28 protein-coding genes and 4 pseudogenes are annotated in these 22735 nt (G+C 59.1%); 23 read left to right on the top strand and 9 right to left on the bottom strand.

Translation table 11 applies throughout. The features are described 5' to 3' along the window. Positions 1–22: 22 nt before the first annotated feature. Both QTL95_RS17445 and QTL95_RS17440 read right to left on the bottom strand, forming a co-directional pair. The gene (locus QTL95_RS17445; RefSeq protein ID WP_289721186.1) at positions 23–349 is read right to left on the bottom strand and encodes a hypothetical protein; all 327 of its coding nucleotides are present in this window, start codon (positions 347–349) and stop codon (positions 23–25) included. Further along, positions 346–873 carry a GXWXG domain-containing protein gene (locus QTL95_RS17440; protein ID WP_289721185.1) on the bottom strand — a complete coding sequence of 176 codons (528 nt, stop codon included), beginning with the start codon at positions 871–873 and terminating at the stop codon, positions 346–348. Before QTL95_RS17440 ends, QTL95_RS17445 begins: the two co-directional genes overlap by 4 nt. A gap of 431 nt (positions 874–1304) precedes the next feature. On the opposite strand from QTL95_RS17440, the gene QTL95_RS17435 reads away from it, so the two are divergent. Next, positions 1305–1511, top strand: a complete 207-nt coding sequence (locus QTL95_RS17435; protein WP_289721513.1) for a hypothetical protein — start codon at positions 1305–1307, stop codon at positions 1509–1511. Positions 1512–1559: 48 nt separating this feature from the next. Here QTL95_RS17435 and QTL95_RS17430 read toward each other — a convergent pair whose 3' ends face one another. Together QTL95_RS17430 and QTL95_RS17420 are read right to left on the bottom strand one after the other, a co-directional pair. After that, positions 1560–2255 carry a hypothetical protein gene (locus QTL95_RS17430; protein WP_289721184.1) on the bottom strand — a complete coding sequence of 232 codons (696 nt, stop codon included), beginning with the start codon at positions 2253–2255 and terminating at the stop codon, positions 1560–1562. 484 nt (positions 2256–2739) lie between these two features. After that, on the bottom strand, positions 2740–3684 hold the full coding sequence (locus QTL95_RS17420; RefSeq protein WP_289721183.1) for a hypothetical protein: 945 nt from the start codon (positions 3682–3684) through the stop codon (positions 2740–2742). A gap of 16 nt (positions 3685–3700) precedes the next feature. On the opposite strand from QTL95_RS17420, the gene QTL95_RS17415 reads away from it, so the two are divergent. The 6 genes and pseudogenes from QTL95_RS17415 (at position 3701) to QTL95_RS17390 (ending at position 9059) form a co-directional block, all read left to right on the top strand. After that, on the top strand, positions 3701–4012 hold the full coding sequence (locus QTL95_RS17415; RefSeq protein ID WP_289721182.1) for a hypothetical protein: 312 nt from the start codon (positions 3701–3703) through the stop codon (positions 4010–4012). A 138-nt stretch (positions 4013–4150) separates the two neighbouring features. Further along, the gene (locus tag QTL95_RS17410; protein WP_289721181.1) at positions 4151–4780 is read left to right on the top strand and encodes an FAD-dependent monooxygenase; all 630 of its coding nucleotides are present in this window, start codon (positions 4151–4153) and stop codon (positions 4778–4780) included. 140 nt (positions 4781–4920) lie between these two features. Then, positions 4921–5372 (top strand): annotated as a pseudogene (locus QTL95_RS17405) (DUF892 family protein). A gap of 177 nt (positions 5373–5549) precedes the next feature. After that, entirely contained in the window at positions 5550–6677 is a 1128-nt protein-coding gene (locus tag QTL95_RS17400) for a PAS domain-containing protein (RefSeq protein ID WP_289721180.1), read from the top strand. Continuing rightward, the gene (locus QTL95_RS17395) at positions 6674–7105 is read left to right on the top strand and encodes a response regulator (protein WP_289721179.1); all 432 of its coding nucleotides are present in this window, start codon (positions 6674–6676) and stop codon (positions 7103–7105) included. The genes QTL95_RS17400 and QTL95_RS17395 overlap by 4 nt, the downstream gene beginning before the upstream one ends. Before the next feature lie 142 nt (positions 7106–7247). Next, a complete protein-coding gene (locus tag QTL95_RS17390; protein ID WP_442981308.1) occupies positions 7248–9059 on the top strand; it encodes a PAS domain S-box protein in 1812 nt (603 codons plus the stop codon). A gap of 277 nt (positions 9060–9336) precedes the next feature. Here QTL95_RS17390 and QTL95_RS17385 read toward each other — a convergent pair whose 3' ends face one another. Further along, on the bottom strand, positions 9337–9555 hold the full coding sequence (locus QTL95_RS17385; RefSeq protein ID WP_289721178.1) for a hypothetical protein: 219 nt from the start codon (positions 9553–9555) through the stop codon (positions 9337–9339). A gap of 99 nt (positions 9556–9654) precedes the next feature. Next, positions 9655–10046: pseudogene (gene mscL, locus QTL95_RS17380) on the bottom strand (large conductance mechanosensitive channel protein MscL); the annotation flags it as partial. A gap of 388 nt (positions 10047–10434) precedes the next feature. Here mscL and QTL95_RS17375 point away from each other — a divergent pair. From QTL95_RS17375 to QTL95_RS17360, 4 genes are all read left to right on the top strand, one after another. Beyond that, positions 10435–10647, top strand: a complete 213-nt coding sequence (locus QTL95_RS17375; protein ID WP_289721177.1) for a hypothetical protein — start codon at positions 10435–10437, stop codon at positions 10645–10647. Between the two features lie 166 nt (positions 10648–10813). Next, positions 10814–10996: a hypothetical protein gene (locus QTL95_RS17370; protein ID WP_289721176.1), complete on the top strand. Its 183-nt coding sequence runs from the start codon at positions 10814–10816 to the stop codon at positions 10994–10996. A gap of 7 nt (positions 10997–11003) precedes the next feature. Next, positions 11004–11873 (top strand): hypothetical protein, encoded by an 870-nt coding sequence (locus QTL95_RS17365; RefSeq protein WP_289721175.1) that lies wholly within the window; start codon positions 11004–11006, stop codon positions 11871–11873. A gap of 149 nt (positions 11874–12022) precedes the next feature. Continuing rightward, positions 12023–12265 (top strand): hypothetical protein, encoded by a 243-nt coding sequence (locus tag QTL95_RS17360; RefSeq protein WP_289721174.1) that lies wholly within the window; start codon positions 12023–12025, stop codon positions 12263–12265. Here QTL95_RS17360 and QTL95_RS17355 read toward each other — a convergent pair. Beyond that, positions 12262–12630: a response regulator gene (locus QTL95_RS17355; RefSeq protein ID WP_289721173.1), complete on the bottom strand. Its 369-nt coding sequence runs from the start codon at positions 12628–12630 to the stop codon at positions 12262–12264. The genes QTL95_RS17360 and QTL95_RS17355 overlap by 4 nt on opposite strands. A gap of 164 nt (positions 12631–12794) precedes the next feature. Between QTL95_RS17355 and QTL95_RS17350 the strand changes: the two genes are divergently transcribed. Genes QTL95_RS17350 through QTL95_RS17340 form a run of 3 tightly spaced genes read left to right on the top strand, consistent with a single transcriptional unit; the run spans position 12795 to position 14363 of the window. After that, positions 12795–13202, top strand: a complete 408-nt coding sequence (locus QTL95_RS17350) for a response regulator (RefSeq protein ID WP_336622288.1) — start codon at positions 12795–12797, stop codon at positions 13200–13202. A gap of 24 nt (positions 13203–13226) precedes the next feature. After that, positions 13227–13496, top strand: a complete 270-nt coding sequence (locus QTL95_RS17345) for a DUF2934 domain-containing protein (RefSeq protein WP_289721172.1) — start codon at positions 13227–13229, stop codon at positions 13494–13496. A gap of 6 nt (positions 13497–13502) precedes the next feature. Beyond that, positions 13503–14363 (top strand): alpha/beta fold hydrolase, encoded by an 861-nt coding sequence (locus QTL95_RS17340; RefSeq protein WP_289721171.1) that lies wholly within the window; start codon positions 13503–13505, stop codon positions 14361–14363. Between the two features lie 71 nt (positions 14364–14434). Here QTL95_RS17340 and QTL95_RS17335 read toward each other — a convergent pair whose 3' ends face one another. Further along, entirely contained in the window at positions 14435–15310 is an 876-nt protein-coding gene (locus QTL95_RS17335) for an alpha/beta fold hydrolase (protein WP_289721170.1), read from the bottom strand. 457 nt (positions 15311–15767) lie between these two features. On the opposite strand from QTL95_RS17335, the pseudogene QTL95_RS17330 reads away from it, so the two are divergent. From QTL95_RS17330 to QTL95_RS17295, 9 genes and pseudogenes are all read left to right on the top strand, one after another. Then, positions 15768–15983: pseudogene (locus QTL95_RS17330) on the top strand (exodeoxyribonuclease III); the annotation flags it as partial. After that, positions 15980–16215: pseudogene (locus QTL95_RS17325) on the top strand (hypothetical protein). The pseudogenes QTL95_RS17330 and QTL95_RS17325, both read left to right, overlap by 4 nt. 406 nt (positions 16216–16621) lie before the next feature. Next, on the top strand, positions 16622–17002 hold the full coding sequence (locus tag QTL95_RS17320; protein ID WP_289721169.1) for a response regulator: 381 nt from the start codon (positions 16622–16624) through the stop codon (positions 17000–17002). A 681-nt stretch (positions 17003–17683) separates the two neighbouring features. Further along, entirely contained in the window at positions 17684–17881 is a 198-nt protein-coding gene (locus QTL95_RS17315) for a hypothetical protein (RefSeq protein WP_289721168.1), read from the top strand. Between the two features lie 11 nt (positions 17882–17892). Then, positions 17893–18456: an acyloxyacyl hydrolase gene (locus QTL95_RS17310; RefSeq protein WP_442981307.1), complete on the top strand. Its 564-nt coding sequence runs from the start codon at positions 17893–17895 to the stop codon at positions 18454–18456. Positions 18457–18912: 456 nt separating this feature from the next. Then, positions 18913–19539, top strand: a complete 627-nt coding sequence (locus QTL95_RS28930) for a BA14K family protein (protein ID WP_442981306.1) — start codon at positions 18913–18915, stop codon at positions 19537–19539. 43 nt (positions 19540–19582) lie between these two features. Then, positions 19583–19789, top strand: coding sequence for a hypothetical protein (locus QTL95_RS17305; protein WP_289721167.1), 207 nt, complete (start codon positions 19583–19585; stop codon positions 19787–19789). After that, complete coding sequence (locus QTL95_RS17300) at positions 19786–20619, top strand: haloacid dehalogenase type II (RefSeq protein WP_289721166.1); 834 nt, start codon at positions 19786–19788, stop codon at positions 20617–20619. Before QTL95_RS17305 ends, QTL95_RS17300 begins: the two co-directional genes overlap by 4 nt. A gap of 223 nt (positions 20620–20842) precedes the next feature. Continuing rightward, a complete protein-coding gene (locus QTL95_RS17295; RefSeq protein ID WP_289721165.1) occupies positions 20843–21082 on the top strand; it encodes a DUF2934 domain-containing protein in 240 nt (79 codons plus the stop codon). Positions 21083–21205: 123 nt separating this feature from the next. Here the strand turns inward: QTL95_RS17295 and QTL95_RS17290 are convergent, their stop codons facing one another. Beyond that, complete coding sequence (locus tag QTL95_RS17290; RefSeq protein ID WP_289721164.1) at positions 21206–21721, bottom strand: response regulator; 516 nt, start codon at positions 21719–21721, stop codon at positions 21206–21208. Between the last annotated feature and the right edge of the window lie 1014 nt (positions 21722–22735).

The raw sequence follows: 22735 nt of genomic DNA, 5'->3' as shown, positions 1-22735 counted from the left end.
CTGAACCGACGGGCGGACCCGATCAAGAGAGGCATCGACCGGCAAACCATTCCGCATAGTGTGTCGTCCGCACCATGCACCGATTGAGATCCGGCGCTCCATCGGTCCACCACACAGGCCCGCGTTCCCCGAGCGCGACCTTTGCGGCGTCAACAGCCCATCTTGCGTCGCGAAGGTGCTTGTCGTTCCCGTCCTTATCCTTCACCGCTCTCCGTGCCGACACCAGGCGCTTTCGCTCTCCTTCCGCAAGATGAGGGTTCGTCTTTCTCCAAAGCCGTCCGCGCACGATGGTGTATCGGCCGTCTGGCGTCTCAAGAGCGGACTTCCCAGGCGCCTTTTTGCTCGTCATCGGTCCTGCCCCGGAATGTCGACGCGCCGCAGCCGGAAGAAATACCGCCGCTCGTCGCCTTCGACGACCATCATGCCGGCGACTTCGTCATCTGCCACCCGTCTGAAATAGTCGACGATCGGCTGCTTGTCGTAAACCATCGCAGCCGTCTCCGAGCCGTCCATCATACGCAGGGAGAGCATCGCCGTTGTCCCGCGGGCGCGCACGGCCTTCTGAAGGTAGGAAAACCACCTTTTTGCAACGGACGTCCGGCCTATGGGCGCGAAGCGTAGGGCTAGCCTTATGGGGAAGTAGGACGGCTCGATCGCGACAAGTCGGCCGGGTCTCCCTTGGAAAAGAAGTGCGTCCGCCCGCAGGTCGGCTTGGAACCTCTTCCCGACCCATTGCAGGTTTTCGAGCACTCCGTCGAGCGGATGGCCGGAGGGAATGCCTTCGCCACGCCAGACGCCCACCATCTCGGCAGGAAGGACGGAGGCCAGCGAGTGGAACCAAGCGATCGTCTGCGACTGCGGATCGTCTGTCATCATGGCTCCATTCTGTCTCGGGGTGAGGCGATACCGGACAGGTGGGGCGCTCGTCTGCCGTTTCGTTGGCCATCACGGGAAACCGGAAAAACCATGATGTTCACCATCCCTGTCGCGTCCGGTTGACACGGCCCGCGCTCTTATAAGGAATGTCGATCATAACAGATGGTTCCGATCCCGGTGCAATCACGAAGAGGAACAAGCTACGGGCACCAAGGTTACCTTCTCATTCAACAGGAGGTACAACCATGGGAATGGACAAGCTAAAGGACGGTGCTCCCGGCACTACCGACCAGTCGCCGCGCTGGGAAGGCCCTCAGGAGAACACGCCGCCCGGCTACCTGCCGGCAAAAGACGATCCCGATCAGGCGCGGGATGCGAACGGTGAGACAGACAGCGATCCGACGGTCTCAAGCAGAGAGGCGATTAGGATGTCAAACGTTGAAAAAGATGCCGAGGGCCAGTACGCCAAGTCGGTCGCGGACCGGAAGTCGACGGGCGTTCACAGCGCCAAGCCGACGGTGATTACCGGATCGGAAGATGCAACCGAACACAAAACGCCTCCCGGAGAGAAGCCCGTCAAAGACTGGGACATCAATTTCGATCCGGCGGACGAGAACGAAGGCCAGATGCGGTAGAAGGTAGAGGGAAGCCGCGCGCATGCGCGGCTTCCAAGGTCTCCAACGTCAACGGCTGCTGGGCAGAATCTGGCTCTGTCTCAGGTCGTCGATAGACTGGCTCTGCGACATACGATCCTCGGCGGGCCGGTCACCTTCGGAAACATCGCGCTGGTGACCCGTCGGAATGACGTCGTCGACAACGTCGCTGGGAAGGTTTTCGGCGAGATCATATTCTCGCACTTTTGGCGAAGTCGCCTTGGCGCTTCTGCTGTAGCGGCCGACGCCCGTTGCGTTGCCAGCCGCCGCGTCCGCCTGGAACACGTCTTCAGTGGACGTTGCAGCCTGCTGGTCGTACCCGCCGGCCGACCAGCCTTCCGTCCGCCACAGGTCCGCCCGCTCGTCGATGTCGATGGAACCCTCGTTGTCGAGGATGTCGTGTGCGGTGTCGTAGTTGCCTTCGTTCACTGAAGCGGAGACGAGGAAGCCGCCGCGGCGAAGACCTTCGGCATACACGTCGCGATCTTCATCCGGGAAGAACCAGTCGGCCAGCCCGGCCCAAAAACCGGAACCATCCGATGCGGCAGCAGACCCTTCGCCGTCGGCTTCATATCCAGGCATGAGACGGACTTCTGCAACGCCTGCTGCCTTCAGCTTTTCGATCGCCGTCTCGGCGTCGCTCCGGCTGTCGAAGAATGCGGTCAGCGTGCTTTTGGCGAGACTGCCTGCGAAAGCGGGCGCGCTTTCATTGTAAACATTGGTCATGGAATTCTCCTCCGTGATTGTGAGGAGCGAACGACCATCAGAACCGATTGTTCCGGCAGCGCTATCGATAGAGGCCTAGAAACCTAGTTCCGCAGCGATCGCCGTCCGAGCCGACCATCTTAACGCACCCCATTGCAAGTCGACGACGCAACTTTGCGAGACACGCCGTAGCCCCGAACTGCGTCACCAGAACCTTCCGCTCGAAGCGGTCGCGGCGGTCGCAACAGGAGCACTCAAGTACGATGACCGTATCCCTGATGTCCTTCAGCGTCGGTCCGTCGCCGCCTCCCAAGTTCCGTCGCCGTCTCGCCATCATGTCTCCGATGCTCGGACTTCATGCCTGAGCGGCGGGCTGACTATCCGATCCGCAATCCACAGGCAACCCGCCGAGGAGGACAAAAATATTTTCAATGAAGACGCCGGCTTACGGGAGTCGCCTAGTGTCTTTATTCACTTCGCTAATATTCTGAATTGCCTTTTTCGGCTATCCGGATTCTGATGTGGAAACGTGTGCCGACGGCACACCGTCACGTTGATTGATCAAATCCCGAACTGCTTCGTCCGGCCTCGCCGGCGCCGCGCGGAACACAAGTCCCGGCCTGCGGCGTCGATGAAGGCGAACGACCGCATGCCCATGTGACGCAAGCGTCCCGTGGGCATAGGAATCTCGACGGCCTTGCTGCACGTCGGGATGCGGGCGGCGGTAGCCAATCTTCGCCGCTTTGATTGTCCGATGGACCCCTCCCCAGCTCTCAACCTCGACGGGGAGTGGCAAATCCTTCCGTAGGCGCGCCACCGTCCCTTCGCCGAAAGCCGGCAGAACGTCCTTAACTCCTGCTAGTCGCGCTATGCCGCGCCTAGCGATCTCCGCTGCCGACGCGCAGGCGTCGGGGGCCTCGAAGGCGAGGTTGCCGATGGTGGAGGAATATCCTCCCCAGACCTCAAGCACTTCGATGCCGGCAGGACGGGCGCGACGCTGAAGCATCGCGACAAACACGGTTCTTGCCCAGTAGTTCAGTAGACGATTGAGAGAGCGGTTCCGGCCGCTCGATCTCAACTTCCCCAATCCTTTCTCGACGGTTATGACGCCGCAGCGGTGCTTGCGCGCCAGTCCGATCACCCGGTCGATGACGGCGGCCAGTGTCTCGCGCACGAATTCCGGTGAGGCGTCTTTGCCCATGTCGAGCTTTATTAGCGCATGCTCGAGCAGCGTCGAATCCTTCAGAAACGAAGGATAGCGAGCGTTCTCGACGGCGGCGAACCCGATCCAGTTGGGATTGAGGTCGATGCCGAAAGCTCGGCCCTTCAACGGCCGCACAGGTGTCCTTCGCTGAGGATGCTGTGGCAGGTCCGCGGGATCGAAAGTTATGCCGATATGCGTGTCGCCGATCGAATACGTGACGTTGATCCGATCTTTCTTGTCGGACATGGCGCAAAGATCGACAATGCAGCACGGCACGTTGCGTCACGGTCCTGCCCGACCTGCCGCCACCTTCCTTGCGGCCGATCTTCAGCACGATCGTGGTCTCGTCGACCAGGTGGATGTTTTGATTGCCGCGGACCTTCTGGCTGTCGCCATAACTGACGAACGGCAGCAGTCGCCTGTGCCGCCACTCCTCCCGGTCGATCAATCCTTTCCGACGCCGCTCGAGATGCGCCTTGCCACCGAAGATCATCTTTCCATCCGGACGGATCTTGCTCTTGATGACGCCGAGCCTGGTGGCGCAGCGCCCAGCTATCCAGCCGCCCGGCTTTGACGAACCGGCTCTTCACCAGTTCGCGAATATCCTTCTCGGCCACCCTCGATCCGTCGGCAGTGACCGCATTGGCATAGGCGACCCGCACCGCCGACGACTGGACACGGCGAAGCTCACGCAGGAAAAGAGCGTCTTCGTATGAGCATCGGTAGGGAATGGAGATCGTTTGCAAGGCGGGAACATCGTCGTTTCGATGTTCCAATGGTCCAAGCGAATCCTTGCCGGCGTCAAACGCCGGCGAAAACCAGGCTGCAAACGCTGGGAGAGCGCGTCATCCTCCAGTGCGGTTCGGATGATTTGTCTTTCCACACAGGGCGCGTGCTCAAGGGACTTGAGACGACCGACGATCTCTATTTCGATGTCCTGCGCCAAGTGAAAATGGATCGCTGGTCGAAGGGCAGGATGATTCTGACCGGTGACGCCGCGTGGTGCGCGACCCCTATCGCTGGCGTGGGCACAACGCTTGCGATCGTCGGAGCGTATGTGCTTGCCGGCGAGCTTGCCCACGCGGCCGATCTGCCCACGGCGCTCCGTCGGTACGGGGAGATCATGCGGCCGTTCGTGGAGACGGGGCAGGGTGCCCCGAAAATCGCACCGAAGATGCTTCAGCCACATACGCGCTTCGGCGTCACCCTGCAGCATGCGGTTCTTCGCGTGGCGTCGACGCCCGGCATCAAACAGATTGAAGTGAAGATGTTCGCGACAAACGCGAATGGTATCGACCTGCCGGAGTACGAAGCAGTCCCGCTACCCACTCCGAAGGTCTGATGTCTGTTCCAGCGACCCGGCCAGCCGTTCGATTGAACTACGACGCCCTCGTGTCCGATAGCGTACGCTTCGCACCGCAATCGGAACGACGCCGCGCCCTCGGGCGTTGCCGGACACCAGGAGACAAAGAGGAGCACAACATAGTCACCATTGTCGGTAAAAAAGCAGCATCGAAAAGCTCGTAAAGGATCTCCTGTATCTCGAGCACGGCGCCATCGCTGCATACGACTCCTGCATTGAACGGCTCGACGACAAGACGCTGAGCGCGAAGATTTCCGAGTTCAAGCAGGATCACCTTCAGCATGTCGCAACTTTGACAGAGATCGCCCGCGAGCTCGGCATCGAGGCCCCGACCGAAGGCGACATGAAGCAGATGCTGACGACGGGCAAGATCGCGCTCGCCGACGTTATGGGCGACAAAGCCATTCTGAAGGCGATGAAGACGAACGAAGACGACACGGTCACTGCGTACGAGCGTGCCTCTCGTCATGAGGACGCTATTCCGGAGTCGAAGGCGTTCTTCATGAAGGCGTACCAGGACGAGGAGCGTCATCGGGTGTGGACGAGCACGACGGGGCACTCCCTTTCCTAAGTCGACCACCAACGTGCGGCATCTGATTTTCTTGATCAGGGACGACAACGAGCGGCGCGCTCATATGACTAGGGCGCGCTTCATTCCTTGGAGCAGGTCGCTGTTTTTTCCAGCGCACGCGGAACCGGGTCCCTGTTTCCGGCATTTAGAGTTGCTTGAACAACGGCCGGGTCACTAATGACGAATGACGATCAGAGACGCTCCGACGCCCAAAACGCCGGAGATCGGCTCCTTGCGCGGCATGTCCGCGAGGATCCCTTCGCTGCCGCGTTCAAGGCAACGCGCATGCCTATGATCGTGACCGACCCGAACCAGCACGATAATCCGATCATTTTCTGTAACTCGGCCTTCGAGAAGCTGACGGGGTATGTGAGCAGCGAAGTCGTCGGTCGCAACTGCCGATTCCTGCAAGGACCGGAAACCAGTCGAGAAGCCGTTGCGCGCATCCGCGAAGCTGTCGAGGCCGGGGCCGATATCGCCATCGACATCCTGAACTACAAGAAGGATGGCAATCCCTTCTGGAATGCGCTGTTTCTGTCGCCAGTGCGGGACGACGAGGGCAGCATTATCTACTTCTTCGCCTCCCAGCTCGACTTCACAAACGTGAAGAGCAGGGAGGCCGATCTTGCCGCGGCGCGACATCGTGCCGAGGAGGAGGTTGCGAGCCATACCGAAAAGCTCGAATCAGCGCTGAAGGCGCGAACGCTTCTTGTCCACGAAGTCGATCATCGTGTGAAGAACAACTTTTTGACCATGGCGTCCATCGTGAAGCTACAGGCAAGGGTGACGAAGGACGACAGCCACAAGCGCGTTCTCATGTCGGTCCTCAATCGGGTGGAAGCACTTAGCACCGTCCAGAGAAAGCTCTTCACGCTCGACGACGTCTCCCGCTTCGACATCTCCGACTTCACGAAGGAGATCGTCACCGATCTGGTTGGAGCGGTAGGCCGCGACGACATTCGGCTTACGCTCGACCTTCACCCAGTCTTCGTGCCGGCGGTGAAAGCGACCCCGCTCTCGCTTATCGTCAACGAGCTGGTGGGCGACGCCGTCCGGCGCGGACTGAGCGACGGAGGCGGGGAAATCCATGTCGTCGTAAAGCGATTGAACGGCCACTTTCTCATTCGGGTCGAGGACACGGTAATCCCTGTGGAGGTGGATGAAGAAAGCGCCGAAATCGGGCGAATCCTATTAGAGACTTCGGCTCGACAGGTCGAGGCACAGATAGAAAAGACGGTCGAAGGCCACAGAACACGGGTGGACGTCACCCTGATGGTCGACGCCGCACAGGAGAAGTCGCATTGAAAGTGATGATCGTCGAAGACGAGATGCTGCTTGCCATGGAGCTCGAATACGAGATCGAGACCGCCGGGCATGAAGTAACAGGGACAGTGATGAACCTTGAACAGGCCCGCGAAGCCCTCGAAAGACAGCGTCCCGACTTCGCTTTCGTCGACATTCATCTCCAAGACGGGCCGACGGGGATCGACGTTGGAAGAAATCTTGCTGCGATCGGCGTCCCATACGTGTTCGTGAGCGGCAATTTGAAACGGCTGCCGGACGATTTCGCCGGGGCGGTCGGCGCGATCGAAAAGCCCTATACGATGAACGGCATGAAGAACGCCCTCGAGTACATCTCGAAGGTCGTGGGTGGCAACCCGGATGCCGCCCCTCCCGCCAGTCTCGTGCTGGCGGAGGATGCCGAAGCAACGTCTATGGGACGTTATCGATGACGCCTGCAGTTAGCTATCGACCCTGGAATCGTCCCACCGCTCAGTATCCTTCGGCTATCAGACAAAACGCCCTTGTGATCTATCGGAAATGACTTACTTTTCGGTCGTTCAAGTCCGCCGGAATGGCGGGAGGAAGGGCGAAGTGTCGATCACATCCAAACCAGGCGTTGATGTCCCCGAAAGCATCGCTCAGATGATCGAGGGCGGGGCGTGGGACGACTCTATCTTGGGTCATCCGTCCCGGTGGCCTGCCTGCCTCGCATCTGCCCTCGATATCATGCTGCCCTCCCATGCTCAGATCGTCATGTTTTGGGGCGAACAGTATGTGGCCCTCTACAACGACGCCTACGCCCCCAGCATCGGCCTGCGGCATCCTCGCGCCTTCGGACGGCCGGCTCGCGAGAACTGGAGCGAACTCTGGGACGACCTTGAGCCGTTGCTCCGCCACGTTCTTGAGACCGGTGAGACCGTATCCGCTAAGGACCGTCCGTTTTATATCGAGCGTCACGGCCATCCCGAGAATGTCTACTTCGACATCTCCTATTCAGCGATAAGGGATGAAAGGGGCAAGGTCCGGGGTGTGTTCTGCATCGTAAGCGAAACGACCGAAAGAATGCGGTCTCAGCTCGCGCTAAAGGAGAGCGAGGAGCGGCTCCAGGCGCTCTTCTCGCAGTCGGCAGCGGGTATTGGTCAGACGGAACTCTCTGGGCAGATAACCTTGGTCAACCGACGTTTCAGCGAGATGCTGGGATATAAGGACAACGAACTCGTCGGCATGAGCTTCAAGGACATCACCAGTGTCGACGATCTGCCGGAGGCCGAAAAGCGCTTTGAGCACCTCGTTGCGACTGGCGAAAGCTTCGACATGGAAAAGCGGTGCGTCTGTAAGGACGGTCGCCAAGTCTGGACAGCCATCTCCGTTTCGCCCCTCAGAGACGAGAAGGGCGCGGTTCGTCAGGTCGGCTTTATCGCAATCGACATCTCGGCGAGCAAACGAGCTCAGGAAGCAGAGCGACAGTTGGCGTCGATCGTGGCGTCGTCCAACGATGCGATCCTCAGCATCGACCTCGATATGACTATCACCGCCTGGAACGCTGCCGCGGAGAAGCTGTATGGTTATACCGGCGACGAAGCGGTCGGCCAGTCGGTCCTGATGCTTCTCCCGGAAGACCGGCGGGACGAGGAGCCGGAAATCCTGCGCAAGATCAGCGCTGGCGAGACGATCCATCTCTACGAGACGCAGCGGCTTCGAAAAGACGGTCGTCTTGTCGATGTCCAGCTCAGCGTGTCGCCGATCTACGATAGCAACGGAAAGGCCGTGGGTGCCTCGAAGATGTCTCAAGACATCACCGCCCGCAAGGAAGCGGAGCGGTTGCAGAACGTGCTGATCGGTGAACTTAACCACCGGGTCAAGAATGTTTTCGCGACGGTGATGGCGATCTCGCGGCAGACGTTGGACCGGGACGGGAGCGGGCCCGACGAAGTGGCGTCTTTCAATGCCAGACTGATGTCCATGGCGCATGCACATGACTTGCTCACGCACAGCGACTGGCAGCGCGCCGATCTCGTCGACTTAGTGAAGCAGGTTCTCGAACCCTATCCGCCGGAAGCATTCGACATCGACGGAACTTCGGTCCTGTTGCCACAGAAAGCTGTCGTATCCTTTGCGCTCGCCGTTCACGAGTTGGCAACCAACGCGGCCAAGTACGGCGCCTTGTCCGCGCCGGAAGGTTTGGTCGCCATCACTTGGCACTGTGACGAGGAGACGGGTCGGCTGACCTTCCGTTGGATGGAGCGGAACGGTCCTGCCGTAGAGCAACCGTCACGGAAAGGATTCGGCAGCCGTCTGATCGAAAGACTTTTGGCGGCCGAGCTCAACGGCCGATCGAGGATCTGCTATGATCCTGCCGGCGTCGTCTGCAAGATCGAGGCTCTGCTGCCGCACGACCTGTAACCAGAAACGGAGCCGAGTCGGCGTTTTCGAACTGTGCCGTCCTCGATCGCCGCAATTTCCGCACCGGTGAGCCCGGTGGCGATTGCCAGGTCTTCCAGACTGCACCCTTTCGCAACGCGCGCTTCTTTAAGTTGGCTGCCAATGCGAGTGCCTGCGCCGTTTGACGGCTTTGCAATGTTGATCTGATCCACACTTAACTCCGAGGTGCTGCGAGAAGCGCGCGCGACGGGAGCGAGTTCCAGTCACCAATGTTGAGAAGCGCCGGCGTGCGTGAGGTTCACTCGTCGTTCATTGACGGCAAATGCGTCTCGACCTCGATCCGCCGATCCTCGGGAAGCGCGGCGATGTGCTCATCCCAGAAACGTGACGCCTCGACCGGCTCGTCATCCCATTTCCGGGTGCTTACAATATTGTCGTCGATATTTGACAGCCGCTTTCCTCCGAGCGCCAAATAGCGCTCAGCGGGCTGATGAGCATTGGTTTCACGGTTTGCCATTGACTATCCCTTTCGTCTTTTCGCCCAGCAGGCCTTCTGAGCGCTGAGTCGAGGGTTAGGGCCGCTGACGATTACAGCTTTGGCGAAGCGGGGGGCAGGGATCTCGTCCTTTTGGGCGAGCAAGTCGCGGATCTCCGTCAACAGCCGGACGTCGGCCGAAGGTGGGGCAGACGGGGTCACGCCCGTCTTCTCGTGGTGCTCGACCTGGTGCCGCAGGAAGTTTACGCCTTTCACCATCAGAAAGATGATCCAGGCGAGGATGAGGAAGTTGATGAGCATGGTGACAAAGTTGCCGTACGCGAACACCGCGCCCTGTGCGCGGGCCGCTGCCAGCGTCTGTGCATTTCCTGCGGAGGAGGGGGGGATGAAGTAGTTCGAGAAGTCGAAGCCGCCAAAGAGCGCTCCACCACGGGCATAATGACATCGTCCGTCAGGGACTTCACGATGCCGCCGAACGCTCTGCCGATCATAACGCCGACGGCAAGGTCCATGACGTTGCCGCGCGCGATAAATGACTTGAACTGCTTGATAATGCTTGTTTTCGGTCTTGCATTCTTTTGGGAGAAGAAAGCTGAACGTGATAACTCCGAGCGTTGTTCCAGAAAAATACTCGGCCTCCGCTTCCGATCAGTGCGGTCGCGCGTGGCCATGCCAAGTATACGTTCCGTCATCCCGGAAGCCCGGCGGAACTGAAACTCCGAAACGACGCCTGGCGACCTCGTCGGCGTGCTCAAACATCGCGCTAAGTCGGATTTGATCCATCTCCATCGACGCCAAAAGCTGCTCGAGACGACGAGAGGACAGAGCGCCGAACAGGCCGTGCCCACCGCCATCTGCGGCTGGCCTTAGCGAAATTCTCGAACCGACGTCGGCTTGGAATTGAGCAAGAACCCTCCCGGCGGCAACGAGACGGCGGCGAACGTGTTCGCGTGGTTCGGTGACGATCGCCAAACGAAATCCGTTTTCGATGCGGGTCTTGCTATTTGGCAGACAATCCGTGTCGAGGATGTCGCTTCCCAGAGCCTGCTCTCGGATCGTCTTCAGGAAGGCATCGACCAGATCGCCGGCTGCCTCAAGGACGTCGGCATCTGACATGAAGTCGTTTTTGGCATTCGGGCGCGTCTGGGATGTGGGCATGGAGGCTCCTTCCGACCGGATAACGTCCGGTCGTCGAGAAAGTTTCCCCCGGCCAGCGGCGAAGAAGAACGATACCCCCGTTCGGCGCGTTGTAAGACTGGCAACCTGAGTAGACAGAGCCATGGGCACGAACGATACGAATGCGACCCCGGAACAGCGCCGCCCCGTCGACGTTCATCCGACCCCTTCCAATCCCGAGCCGGCCGACGAAGAATCCATGGCGCCGAGCTCGGTGCAGCCCGCCGGCAGAAAGGACAAGAGCGAGCCGCCGATCGTCAATCCCGTGACGGGCGCCCCTCTGTAAGGAACCCATGACCGCGACGCCTCAGCCCGAGACCGACGACAAGCCGCAGCACGAAACCGTTTCCTTCGACTTCGACAGGATGACCGTCGCCCGCTTCCGTGAGACCTTTCCGAACGCTCGATGGAGCGACGCACTTCAGGCATGGACGGTCCCCGGCAGTACGGCCCGGCGTCGCATTGACAGATGGCTGGCGTCCGAAGCCGATCGCAGGACGCCGTACGAAGAGGAGAGGGGCCGCGACGCCTACGAGTTCGAACCCATCCCTTCGCCGTATCTCGAAGTCATACCGACCGGCTTCCGCATCAAGACGCCGTTCTCGCGGACGGTCGTCGACGAACTGCGGCAGATACCCTTCGCCCGCTGGAACGGCGACGACAAAGTCTGGGAGGTTCCCTACGCCTCGTACGACGACCTTCAGCATCGATGGGAAGCGATCGAGGAGGCCGCGAAGAGAGCTGAACCTGAAGAGCGACGAAAGCGGGCCGAGGCCCGGAGGGGCACCGAAGAGGAAGCGAAAGCAAAGCGCCGGACGTCCGAACGTAGGCTGCCCGTCCCGAGCGCGGATCTCCCGCCTTTGGATCGGCCGGTCAACACCACGGCATATGGGATCGTCGTCATCACCGAAATCACCGGGGAACTCGTCGACCCGGCCGAGGTCTCCGAGCATCACCCGGACGCCGACGACGAGCACGTCTGGGCAGGATGGCGCGCCGCGACCTTGGAGGAACTTGTTCATACGTGGCCGGCGCGCCGGGAACCAGGCGACTACGAGCGGCGTCGCGGCTGGTGGCAGCCGATGATCGAAGAGTTGCGAGGCGCGAGGACGGCGGCGAAGTCGAGAGAGCGGCGGCTAACTCGTGCGGACGATGGGCGTTAAGTCCTTCAACAGGCCGCTCAGGATCCGACTGAGCACGCACCTTGTCGCCCAGTACGCTTTGGAAGAGCGTCTTTTCGCAGTGATCGCCTAACGATCGCGGTCCTATGAGCATCGGCAAACCCAACGTCGCAGTCGGGCTAATCTAGTAAATGAGTGACATCTTCAGGCGCTTCGAGGAAATTGCCCGACGGTCGGCGAACGTCGGTGAAAATCCGACGCTAGCAGTGGGAAAGGCCCTTCACCCGTTCGACGACCGCAAAATCCATCCCGAGATCGGCAATGACTTTGGCGTGTTCCTTGATTTTCGAATGATCGATCACGGCAATCTCCTTCATTTTGGTTGTGGTGCCGCAGAACCACTGACGATCTTCGTTCCGCCGGCACGGCGCTAAAAGGTCTGGACAATCCTCGAAATGGCGGCTTGCAGATCGTTCGGCGGCGATGGCTTGGGGAGCCAGACACCATTGTCGAACGCGTCGTCTTCCAAGCCGGCGCCCTCGGGGTCGCCCGAATGCACGATGAACGGGACGCCTTTTGCCGACAGGTGCCGTGCGACCGGACTGCAGTAGCCGTCCTTGAGTCGAGGATCGATCACTGCAAAGACCGGATTGTTGTGGTAAAGCCAGTCGAGAGCCGCCTGGCAAGTCGCGAGCGTGACCACGTTCGGCGCACCCAGCTCTCCCAGCATTTCCTCAAGGTCGAGCGCGATGAAAGGCTCGTCTTCGAGCAACAGGACCGTGCCCTCAATCTCGCTCATCAAATCGCCTTTCGAGAAGTCGGAACTTGACGATAGCAGACTGGGTATCGGTTTGGAATTGACGTTGTCGTCATATGGATCGCTCAAAGGAGCTCGCGACCTTGTTCTTTTTTTAGCAGGGATCACTTCGGGGAACTTTGTCCTTTCGTATTGGTTCATGCCGGATGATGGATAAAGAAACTTTTGCGAACCTACGCAGACCGATAGCAGTCGTTGTCGACGACGAGCCGTTCATTCTGATGAACACCAGCGACATCATTTCCAACGTTGGATACGCCATTGTCGAAGCGACGACCGCCGAACACGCCTACGACTTTCTGCAGGAGCACAGCTCCGTGCAGCTTCTCTTCACCGATGTTCAGACTCCCGGCACGACCGACGGCTTCGAACTGGCGCGAAACGTGGCCCGGCGATGGCCCGACATCTGTGTGGTAGTCGCATCGATAGCGGCGGTCCCAGCGCCCGGCGACCTGCCGGAAAACGCAAAATTCATCTCGGAGCCATTTTCGGCCGAAACCGTGCTGGGGGTGCTGCAGGAGCGTTGTCCGCATCGCCCGAGGAGACAGGTTTAGCCACGCGAGCAGAGGAGCACTGCAATGGACGAACAAATAAGGCAGAAAGCCTATGAGAAATGGGAGGCCGAGGGACGCCCGGAGGGGCATCACGAGCGTCACTGGGCGGAAGCCGAGGCGGAGGTTCGTGGGGAGACGGGCGATCTGCCGAAGACTTGGTCTTCCGACCATGCGGGCGGCGTCGCACCCCCGTCAACAGCCGAGAAGGATGCTGACAGCTCGGCGTCCGACGCCATTCCGCAGTCGACGCCTGGCAGTTTCAAGCCGGGCGAGCTCGCCTCGGAAAACAAGTAGCTTTTCGTGTTCGATGGATTCACTCTCTTTGAGATCGCCGTCAAAACCGGTCGGTTGAGGGTTCGCCATGGAGGCGAGGGCAGGCCCGTGCTGCTTTTGCATGGGCACCCGCGCACGCACATGACGTGGGGGAGGGTGGCCGACCTTCTTTCAACGTCTCATACTGTCGTCTGCCCGGACCTTCCAGGCTTCGGACGCTCTTACATTCCAGCCGATAGTCCCGACAGCAGACATTCGTCGAAGCGTTCGAAGGCAGCGGTACTCGTGGAGTTGATGGAACGGCTGGGACATCGCGAGTTCGACGTGGTCGGCCACGACCGCGGCAGCTTGACGGCTTTCCGAATGGCCATGGATCATCCTGACAAGATCAGGCGGTTGATCACCGTGGACGGGCTGCCGGTTCTTGAACACCTAGAACGCGCGGACTGGAAGTTCGCCAGGGACTGGTATCACTGGTTCTTCTTCGCCCAGCCCGAGAAGCCGGAGCGTGCAATCCTTGCCGACCCGACCGCGTGGTATTCTTCGCTGTCGCCTGATCTCATGGGCGCCGCCGCTTACGAAGACCTGCTGGAAGTGATCCACAACCCTGACGCTGTCCACGGGATGATAGAGGACTATCGCGCGGGCATCCGCATCGATCACGAACATGACCGGGCAGACCGGGAAGCAGGCAAGAGAGTGAAATGTCCAATGCTCTGCCTGTGGTCGACACAGGACGATCTCGAGAGGATCTATGGCGACCCAGTGGCAATCTGGCTCGATTGGGCAAAGGACGTTAGCGGGTTCGGCATCGATAGTGGTCATCACGTCGCTGAGGAGAACCCCGAAGCTCTCGCAGTAGCGATCCGAGCATTCATGGCGCGCTGAACCTTCTGTCTATCGGAACAATTGTAAGCTCCTTCAAGCGCGCCAAGGAAAAAGCCCGCGACCGGCTGGCGCTAGCCTTCGAGAAAGACCGCCAATTCTCGCGCAACCGCCTCCGGGTCCTCCCGCTGCGGAAAGTGTCCGACGTTCTGCAACAGTACGCGCTCAAACGCCCCCGTGAACTTCTCATGGACGTTTTCCGACATCGTCTCCGGCGTAACACCATCTGCCTTTCCCTGGATAAACATCGCTGGAAGTGACAAAGACTTGGTTTCCTTCACAGTGCTCTCAAGCCAAAGGCTCCGCGGATCAGGTTCCGCTTCCCCCCAGCGAACCCGATAGCTGTGCAGACTGATGGCCACCCAGTCCCGGTTCTCGAATGACTTGGAGACTTCCTCGAATGTGGCTTCGTCGAACCAACCGTCGGGCGCCCAGTTCTCCCACTGGATGCGGGCGAACCCCTTCGGATCTTTCGCGATTGCTTCGGCCCCGCGCTTCGTCGCCATGAACCACTGGTACCAGTAGAGTTGAGACTGACGGAAAGGTGGCGTCCGAAGGCCGCCCATCCGCGGCATCGACGAAAGCTGGGCAATGCGCTCGACGCGGTCGGGCCATCCGATCGCCAGACATTCGGCGATATGCGATCCCCAGTCGTGGCCGACCACCGAGAACCGTTCGATGCCGAGCCCGTCCATCAGTGCAATCGCATCCATCGCAAGGATGCCACCGTTCGCCGTTCTTGGCGTTCTGCCGTTGCGGAAGGTGGTCGGCCCGAACCCGCGCAGATATGGAGTCACGAACCTCATGTGGCGATCCTTCAGTCGCTCGGCGACCGCGTTCCAGGTCGTGGCGTCGTCCGGCCAGCCATGCAGTAGGAGGACGGGTTTCCCGTGCTGCGCTCCCGTCTCGAAGAATTCGATATCTAGGTCTTCCGTCCGGATATGCGGCATGGCTTCGCTTCCTGTGCTAGCTCGAAATCGCGTTGGGCTTCAATGGATCTAGTTCGCGACGTCGATCTATCCAGCGCATCACCGACATTACCCCGCTCCATGAATTACGATCGATAGCAGAATGATGAGAGACCCGGTCATCCATACGGTCTCGACGTTTTCGAATTCTGCTTTCCAAACTCCGTCCTTACGAGGAACGATCGCCACCTCCTAGGGTTATCGCCGACGACGATGATGCTCCGGACACTGCGATGATTGACCCTCCGACAACACAGAGCGAAAGGTCGAACTCCAGCAAACAGTCGACTACGCGATCCAGCTCTGGTCGAGGAAGCGCACCTCTTGGGATGGACGCGCGTCGAGTTCCTGACGTCGGTCCTGGGCGCGGCGAACGCCCGGCTGTCCGCGATTGAGGAGCAGCGCGATCTCGAAGAGGGGCAGGGGTGAAGATCGCCACGTACAACGTTTCTGGGATTACTTCCGGAATGCCTACGCACGCGACGCCGGGCTGCGGATCGACCACTTTTTGCTGAGCCCGCAGGCGGCCTCCAGTTTGTCGAAGGCCGAGGTGGACAGGCATGTCCGTGGATGGGGCCACACGAGCGACCACGCGCCCGTATGGATCGAATTGAGCGACGAATCCGTCAAAAAGAGAAAAAGGAGGACGTCATGACTGAGGAATGGAGAGCGCGTCTGCGCGACAGGCTGGAGGAATTCGTTGATACGTTCGTCGTCGCCGGGGCGAGGCAAGGCAAGACGACGTGTTCGACGCGATCAAAGAGGAAGTCGGAAATTTTCGCCTCGCGCTTGATCGCGATCCCGACCCGGCAGACGACGTGCCAGTCGATGATGCCGAAGCGGTCGAGGAACCCGCGAACGATTGGGCAGCGGCTAACAGGAACTAGCGGCGCTGCGACGTCTGATGTGCGCTTCGGTCCGGTGGCGCACGGAGACCTTTCGCCACGTCGCTTGTTTTCCTCCCGGAATATACAGGAAGCGTCATGATCGAAAATTCGGCAAGGCAGCCGGAATTCCCTCACGGCGCAGGAAGGGACTAAAAACCGCGACCGAACGTACCAGCTCGCACGCGACGCCCTCCCGGAGGAGCGCCGCCTCCGCGAGGCGAAGACCAGTCGTCTACGGGCCGCCCGTCTCCAAGCCGAGCAGCAGACCCAGCTTTGACCGTCAGCAAGCCTCCGGCTGTCGCGGATTGTTCGCATTTTATTAAATATGTTCGCAAATACTATTGGCCGAGGGCAATCTAAATCTTGGCAAGCGAGTTCATCTCGTAACCACGGAGCGGAGACTGCCATGTACCAGCGTACAGTTCTCATTGTCGAAGACGAAATCCTGATCCGGATGATGCTTGCCGACACTCTCGCCGACGAAGGATACGACGTCCTCGAAGCGGCAAACGTCCTTGAGGCAGTCGCCATCCTCGGGCAGCGAGAAATCGACGCCGTGGTCACGGACGTTGACATGCCGGGCGGCCTGAGCGGTCTCGATCTTGCCAGGATGATTTCAACGACGCACATGAACGTGGCGGTGATCATCGCATCGGGCGGACATCGCCTTAGGCCCGAGGAGCTTCCCGGCGATTCTGTGTTCGTCCCCAAGCCTTATGGGTTGGATGTCATCGCCGCTTTGGTCGGGGAGATGACTAGCCGAGACGAAGTGCGGATGACGGCCTAGAAGAAGTCGACGGTCTTTCCAGATTGGAGAGCGTACCGGCCGCGCAACGCAGCGCCGTCAGATCGGGCGTGTTCCGTGCAACTTTGGGCGACCTTGCTCTCGGGCGTCGGAAGCGGGAATTATGTATCCCCCCATATGTGGACAGTTGTGTTCTAAGGAAGTTCGCTATCCAACACCTCTGCCGAAGGCATGTTGTGGACTCGATACGAACTTGCTCACCAAAATCGAACCTGAAGCCTCGGGGAAAAGTGTTCACGGCAGCGCAAGCCTCGGTCGGGATCTCGATCCCCCCTGTCAGTCTGCTCCGCGTCCTATCCCCAAGCGACTCGGAGGACTTCACGCACGAGTATCTCTGGTATTTCAAGGAAGCCGGAGACTATTTCGACGTGAACAAGTCTGCGGGTCCCGGAGACATGGGACTGGACATGCTTTTACGTCGTCCGAAGGATTCGAAGCGAGCTGCTGGGACAGCTTCGTGCAAGCAGTACGCAAGTGCTCTTGAGCCCGGCGACGTCATCCCGGAGATCGTCAAGATAATCTACCACAGCTCCTCCGCGGCTGCGCGGTCCAATCTGAAGGCGCGCGTGCCACGTCGGCATGTATTGGCCTCACCGGTGGGAGTCGGGATAACGGTCGGGCGCCTGCTGCAGGATACTATACGACCACCGGATGCTCTCTTCCATGCAACCACGCCGCATGCTGTGCAGAGAATTTCCGGGCATCACCGAGATTATTTCCCGTAGCCTTGTGGGGCATTCGACGTTTGAAAATGTTGCAGAATGGCAGCACCTCAGATTATCTCTCCTCGGCACCGTCTCGGCGCTTTACCAAATCGATCTGGATGCTACCAATTCTCTCGGCGATTCGCGCCAGGGCTAGGGGTATACTATATGACGGCATCGATCGGTCGCGCGGCATTGATGGTGGCAAGCGTGGCAACCATTTTTATTATGCCTCTAACAGCCCATGCGGATGACAAGATCTTCGACGAATTGCGCTTTGGCGCTTCTGCGTCGGTACAGGGCGGCCATAGCCGCGAAGACGGCGTGTTTCCTGAAGTAACGGTGTTCTTCGATCCGTTCGGCCAGGATGCGGCAACTGACTGGAAGCAAACGCTGGCGCGCCCGCGCATCAACCTTGGCACGTCGATCGGCACCTCGGGCGAAGCGACGCAGATTTTCGGCGGTCTATCGTGGACCGTCAATTTCAGCGAGAAGGTCTTTGCCGAAGCCGGTTTTGGCGGCGTCTGGCATAATGGCAATCTTGGCTATGCGGATGATGGCCCGGAACTCGGCTGTCGCTTTCTGTTTCATGAATATGTCGGTGCGGGCTATCGCTTCGACGCGCACTGGAATGTCATGGCACAGATCGCCCACTCCTCGCACGCCAATCTGTGCGACGGCCCCAACAGCGGCATGACACGCGCCGGCATTCAGGTCGGCTACCGGTTCTAAACTGAACGCCTGCCTGGTATACAAGGCCGGGAGTTCAACGACTGGCTGAAATGTTTTTAGCTGCACGGCCGGAAATCGGCTTGCTAGCTCCGGTAACCGGTGCCATCCGATGAATTAAATCGACCGCCGCCGTGCTTCCAGCCTCATCTTGGCAGCAATTGGATGGTCCGGCCTTAATGGAGGGTCGGGCCTTGCCGACACGACCAGCTCTGCGGGGCTCTGGATCTATTGGACAGAAACACAGATCAGCGAAGGATCGATTGGTCTCATGGATCGTCACCATCTTTTCTAAGTTGTAACGCAGCTATAACCAGCCGCACGCAGTCGTCATCAAGTGAAAGGCCTTTGTCGGCGCAGCGCTTTCGCGAGCCTGTGCTCTAACCACATCGGCTGGATAGCGACAATTTTTGCCGTACGATTGAACGGTTTGAGGTCTACTGCGTTTGCCCTGCAAGAATGGTTTGGCATCTGGGGAACGTCATGAAGGCAATCGCCTCTCTCGCTTTCGGACTGGCTTGCGCTGTTGGGGCATCGCTTGGAGTCGCGTCCGTTACTTCAGTTTTCCAAGGATCCGAGGGTTCGTCGTCGATGACAACGGGAGCGTCTGACCTTTGGACGTCGACGCCGGTTAAGATCGATCGGGCCGCACAAACGTTCGAGCGGATGCCTGCGGTTCTATCGAGATACGCCTCGTCACCTCTACGAACCACCGGTAGCCCGTTAGCAGCAGAGCAGAATGTTGCGACCTCGCTGTCTCCTGCGGCCAACGAGCGGCCCTTGCCGACCGAACATTTTAATTGGTGCGCTAGCCGATACCATTCGTTCCATCCAGCGACAAACTCTTACCGAGCGTTCAGCGGCGAGGTCAGAAGATGTTCGTCCCCGTTTGAAACCAGCTCATCTGTCTCGCTATATTCCGAAGATCAGGTCGCACAGTCGAAGCCGGTGACAGAGCGCGTGGCAACCTGGTGTGCATCGCGGTACCGGTCCTATAGGGCTGAGGACAACACCTACCAGCCGTATGGCGGGCAACGGCGGATTTGCCACGGTCCGACGGTGGGGGACGAGACGGCGCTCCGCTGATAGTAGATTGATATAAGATTTGTTGCAACCGGAGGAGATAGACTTGGATAAGCTGACCAAAATCGTCGAAGTAGCTGTCACATCGGACGGTGATCCGATTCCTGTCGGCCTGATGAGCGCTGAACAAGCGCTCGAGCTTCCAGAAGATATCGAAATCCTAGTTTCGCACCCAGATCACGAGGCGGGAGCTACGGACATCTTCATCAGCAAAGACGAACTTGCTGGGCACGTTACCTCGGCCGAGTCATGACTGGCGGCTCGGACGGCGAGCGGCCAAGCGACTGGCCCGCGAAGAAACGGTCGTTCGATTCAGTCGAAGCGGCCGCAAACCGGGCCGTGAAGAACCTTTCCCTTGAGAGAGTTCCGCCGGAACCGAGCTACGCACCGGAACCGCCATTCAATATCAACCCTACTCCTAAGATCATCACATTCGATTGCTACGGCACTCTTGTGCAGTGGTACGAAGTGCTCTTGCGCGAGGTGGGTAGGGCTGCATCTGGCGATCGAAAAGATTTGGACGCCAGACAGATCCTTGAAGCTTTTTCAAAGGAAGCAAGACGAGCGACGGCCGAAAAGCCTCACAGGCTGTACCAGGACATTCTGCGCTCCGGCTTTCGTGCGGCGTTCCGAATGCATGGTTTGCAGTTACACGATGATGATCTTGAGCGGATCGCGAACTCGCCTAAGACGATGGGGCCGCATCCCGACGTTCCAGACGCGCTAGGGCGGCTTCGTGAACGCTACAAGTTGGCGATCTTCACGAATTCCGATGACGACCTGATCGCGCCGACGGTCGAAGGCATCGGTGTTCCGTTCGATTACGTCATCACCGCGGAACAAGCGCAGGCTTACAAGCCCTCGCGGAAGTTCTTTGAGCATGCCTATCGCAATATTGGCGTGAATGCAGACGAGACTGTGCATGTTGCCATGGGGATGTATTGGGATATGAAAGCCCGCCATGAGCTTGGTTTCCGAGCCATCTGGGTGAATAGGCGGAATGAGAAGGGGAATCCTGACTGGCTCCCATACTCTGAAGTCGCTGACGTTCACGGTGCAGCCGACCTCCTCCTTCCGTCTTGACGAGCTACGTTGGAGCATCGGTTCAGAGTTGGCCCTCGACTAGACGACACGCGCAGAAACCCGCTGATGTAGGGGGCCGTCGCGGCATGAGATTGCGGTCGATGTCGTCGAGGCCACCACGATCAATTTTCCTCGCAAAGAAATTGTAGTCGCGCACTAGTCTGTGTGATGGAACATGCAACCTCAAGCGACGTTCCAACTTTCCAACTGAAGGAGGATTGGAATGGAAGACCTTGAGCAGCAACAGCGCGAACGAGCATACAAGATTTGGGAAGATGAGGGCCGACCGGAGGGTCGCGACCTTGAGCATTGGGATCGCGCCGCAGAGAAGGGGCGCGGCAACGACACGGAGACGGCGAAAGTCACTCAAATCAATCAAGACGCAAACGATGAGTTCAATGGCGAGCATGGTGGCCGACTAGCGACAGACATCCGACCGCCATCGACATCGAGCGCTGACTGAAGAACAAAATCTCGTTGCGGGCTCGCTTTTTGAGGCCCAAGCCTTGAACTCGGCGTTCTCGGTTCGCCAACAAGCGCGGGTAGACTCGATCTGCGCCAATCCACGGGCAACCCCGAGTAGCTTCTAATTCCCAGGCGCTTTAAGCATTCCGACGATCACGTCGTGTCTATAAGGCTTGGGGATGAAGGACACACCGCTTGAAAGGTCGAAGGCCCCAAGCCGGACATGTCCCGACGTGACGATCACGCGAGTCTGTGGCGACCGCGCGCGGACATGTGCCATCAGCCCTAGCCCGTCTGTGGTGCCGGGCATATTGACGTCTGTGAAAACCGCATCAACATCATTTTGTTGCAAAAGGACTAGAGCCTCGTCGGCATTGCCGGCTTCGAGGACCTCAAATCCGGCATCTTCCAACGCCTCGACCGCAGCGAAGCGTATCAGTGGTTCGTCGTCTACAACAAGCACCCGATTAACGTGATCCCGCAATGTATTGCTGGGTGCTTCCGAAGAATGCTCGCGTCCTTTCCATTCGGCGACCGCCTGTGTCCAGTGCTCGCGATCTCGACCACCTGGACAACCTTCCGATTGCCAGATTTCGTGGGCCCGAACGCTGATCCAGTTATAATCGTCGTGCTGCATGATGTCCTCCGATGCCCAAGAAACGCGGAGACATGCCGCCGGTTCCGGACAACGTCTAGCAATCCACAAGTTCCGCGAAAAATGCCGCCGTCCACGAGGCGATTTCTCCGCAATGGCTGAACAGGCACCCGTCTATCTCCGCTCTCGGACCAATGCACCGAATCTATGGCTATGTGACGAGGTAGGCGACGAATGACGGCGATTCACTTCCGCAAGGTTTCCGAAGCTACAACATCGTCAATGGAATGCATCAAGGACATCTCACCCTCCGTCAGTTCGCATCTATGTTACATCTAATGGAACTCAGCCGATGAAGTTGTTGGCCTCTAGACGATCTTTCGTCGAGCGCGGCTCCGCAGGCCGCAAGAACAGCGGTCAGCCTGAGTAACATGGCTCAAAGCAAAGTTAAAACGCGCACGTCGGAACTGATCGCAGCCACCTTGGTTGACTATGCAGGTAAGCCAATCAACAACGCTGAGGGGAAGAGGCTATGGGTGAACAAAAACATTCGGCTACGGACGACAGCAGGACCATTGAGGGTGCGGACGTGCGACGCGCTCAATTCGCCTCCGACGCCGCAAAGGGGCTGCGGGATGCTGTCGACAAGGTCAGAAAGAGAGAAACGAAGCGAGCGCCCCGTGGAGGGACGCTCAAACGAAGTGCGGCAGCGGACGCGATAGGTACGCCGGCGGAAGGTGCCGTGGAGGATGGGGAGGGCGCATCCGCCACCGATCTTGATCTCTAAGGTCATAGCGCTGTGACCGCTATGACATTGGACGGCGAGGGTATGAATGATGCCTTGGCCTCCAGCGGAGGAAGGGCGACGTGGAATCGGTCGCTGGTCCGAACAGCATGGCCTTCCCGTCGAACTCCATTCGCTTCAACATCGAAAACATCGCGAGCCCGGCGGCTATCCAACGACCCGCGTCACAGCGTCGCCCATTTTGGTCGATTACCGCTGGAAGTGCCGACAAGGTCTTTCGCGCCTGGGAGCAACAAGCTACTACGCGCCTG

The organism is Rhizobium sp. S152, from assembly GCF_030380735.1.
GTDB lineage: Bacteria > Pseudomonadota > Alphaproteobacteria > Rhizobiales > Rhizobiaceae > Rhizobium.
Note: the sequence above shows the minus strand (reverse complement) of the source record. Positions and strands in the feature narration are given on the sequence as shown.

What these genes read in the sequence shown, in the direction of transcription:
- QTL95_RS17445 (WP_289721186.1), bottom strand. Translation starts at nt 349, where the DNA reads ATGACGAGCAAAAAGGCGCCTGGGAAGTCCGCTCTTGAGACGCCAGAC.
- QTL95_RS17440 (WP_289721185.1), bottom strand. Translation starts at nt 873, where the DNA reads ATGACAGACGATCCGCAGTCGCAGACGATCGCTTGGTTCCACTCGCTG.
- QTL95_RS17435 (WP_289721513.1), top strand. Translation starts at nt 1,305, where the DNA reads ATGTCAAACGTTGAAAAAGATGCCGAGGGCCAGTACGCCAAGTCGGTC.
- QTL95_RS17430 (WP_289721184.1), bottom strand. Translation starts at nt 2,255, where the DNA reads ATGACCAATGTTTACAATGAAAGCGCGCCCGCTTTCGCAGGCAGTCTC.
- QTL95_RS17420 (WP_289721183.1), bottom strand. Translation starts at nt 3,684, where the DNA reads ATGTCCGACAAGAAAGATCGGATCAACGTCACGTATTCGATCGGCGAC.
- QTL95_RS17415 (WP_289721182.1), top strand. Translation starts at nt 3,701, where the DNA reads ATGCAGCACGGCACGTTGCGTCACGGTCCTGCCCGACCTGCCGCCACC.
- QTL95_RS17410 (WP_289721181.1), top strand. Translation starts at nt 4,151, where the DNA reads ATGAGCATCGGTAGGGAATGGAGATCGTTTGCAAGGCGGGAACATCGT.
- QTL95_RS17400 (WP_289721180.1), top strand. Translation starts at nt 5,550, where the DNA reads ATGACGAATGACGATCAGAGACGCTCCGACGCCCAAAACGCCGGAGAT.
- QTL95_RS17385 (WP_289721178.1), bottom strand. Translation starts at nt 9,555, where the DNA reads ATGGCAAACCGTGAAACCAATGCTCATCAGCCCGCTGAGCGCTATTTG.
- QTL95_RS17370 (WP_289721176.1), top strand. Translation starts at nt 10,814, where the DNA reads ATGGGCACGAACGATACGAATGCGACCCCGGAACAGCGCCGCCCCGTC.
- QTL95_RS17365 (WP_289721175.1), top strand. Translation starts at nt 11,004, where the DNA reads ATGACCGCGACGCCTCAGCCCGAGACCGACGACAAGCCGCAGCACGAA.
- QTL95_RS17360 (WP_289721174.1), top strand. Translation starts at nt 12,023, where the DNA reads ATGAGTGACATCTTCAGGCGCTTCGAGGAAATTGCCCGACGGTCGGCG.
- QTL95_RS17355 (WP_289721173.1), bottom strand. Translation starts at nt 12,630, where the DNA reads ATGAGCGAGATTGAGGGCACGGTCCTGTTGCTCGAAGACGAGCCTTTC.
- QTL95_RS17350 (WP_336622288.1), top strand. Translation starts at nt 12,795, where the DNA reads ATGATGGATAAAGAAACTTTTGCGAACCTACGCAGACCGATAGCAGTC.
- QTL95_RS17345 (WP_289721172.1), top strand. Translation starts at nt 13,227, where the DNA reads ATGGACGAACAAATAAGGCAGAAAGCCTATGAGAAATGGGAGGCCGAG.
- QTL95_RS17335 (WP_289721170.1), bottom strand. Translation starts at nt 15,310, where the DNA reads ATGCCGCATATCCGGACGGAAGACCTAGATATCGAATTCTTCGAGACG.
- QTL95_RS17320 (WP_289721169.1), top strand. Translation starts at nt 16,622, where the DNA reads ATGTACCAGCGTACAGTTCTCATTGTCGAAGACGAAATCCTGATCCGG.
- QTL95_RS17315 (WP_289721168.1), top strand. Translation starts at nt 17,684, where the DNA reads ATGCAACCACGCCGCATGCTGTGCAGAGAATTTCCGGGCATCACCGAG.
- QTL95_RS17310 (WP_442981307.1), top strand. Translation starts at nt 17,893, where the DNA reads ATGACGGCATCGATCGGTCGCGCGGCATTGATGGTGGCAAGCGTGGCA.
- QTL95_RS28930 (WP_442981306.1), top strand. Translation starts at nt 18,913, where the DNA reads ATGGTTTGGCATCTGGGGAACGTCATGAAGGCAATCGCCTCTCTCGCT.
- QTL95_RS17300 (WP_289721166.1), top strand. Translation starts at nt 19,786, where the DNA reads ATGACTGGCGGCTCGGACGGCGAGCGGCCAAGCGACTGGCCCGCGAAG.
- QTL95_RS17295 (WP_289721165.1), top strand. Translation starts at nt 20,843, where the DNA reads ATGGAAGACCTTGAGCAGCAACAGCGCGAACGAGCATACAAGATTTGG.
- QTL95_RS17290 (WP_289721164.1), bottom strand. Translation starts at nt 21,721, where the DNA reads ATGCAGCACGACGATTATAACTGGATCAGCGTTCGGGCCCACGAAATC.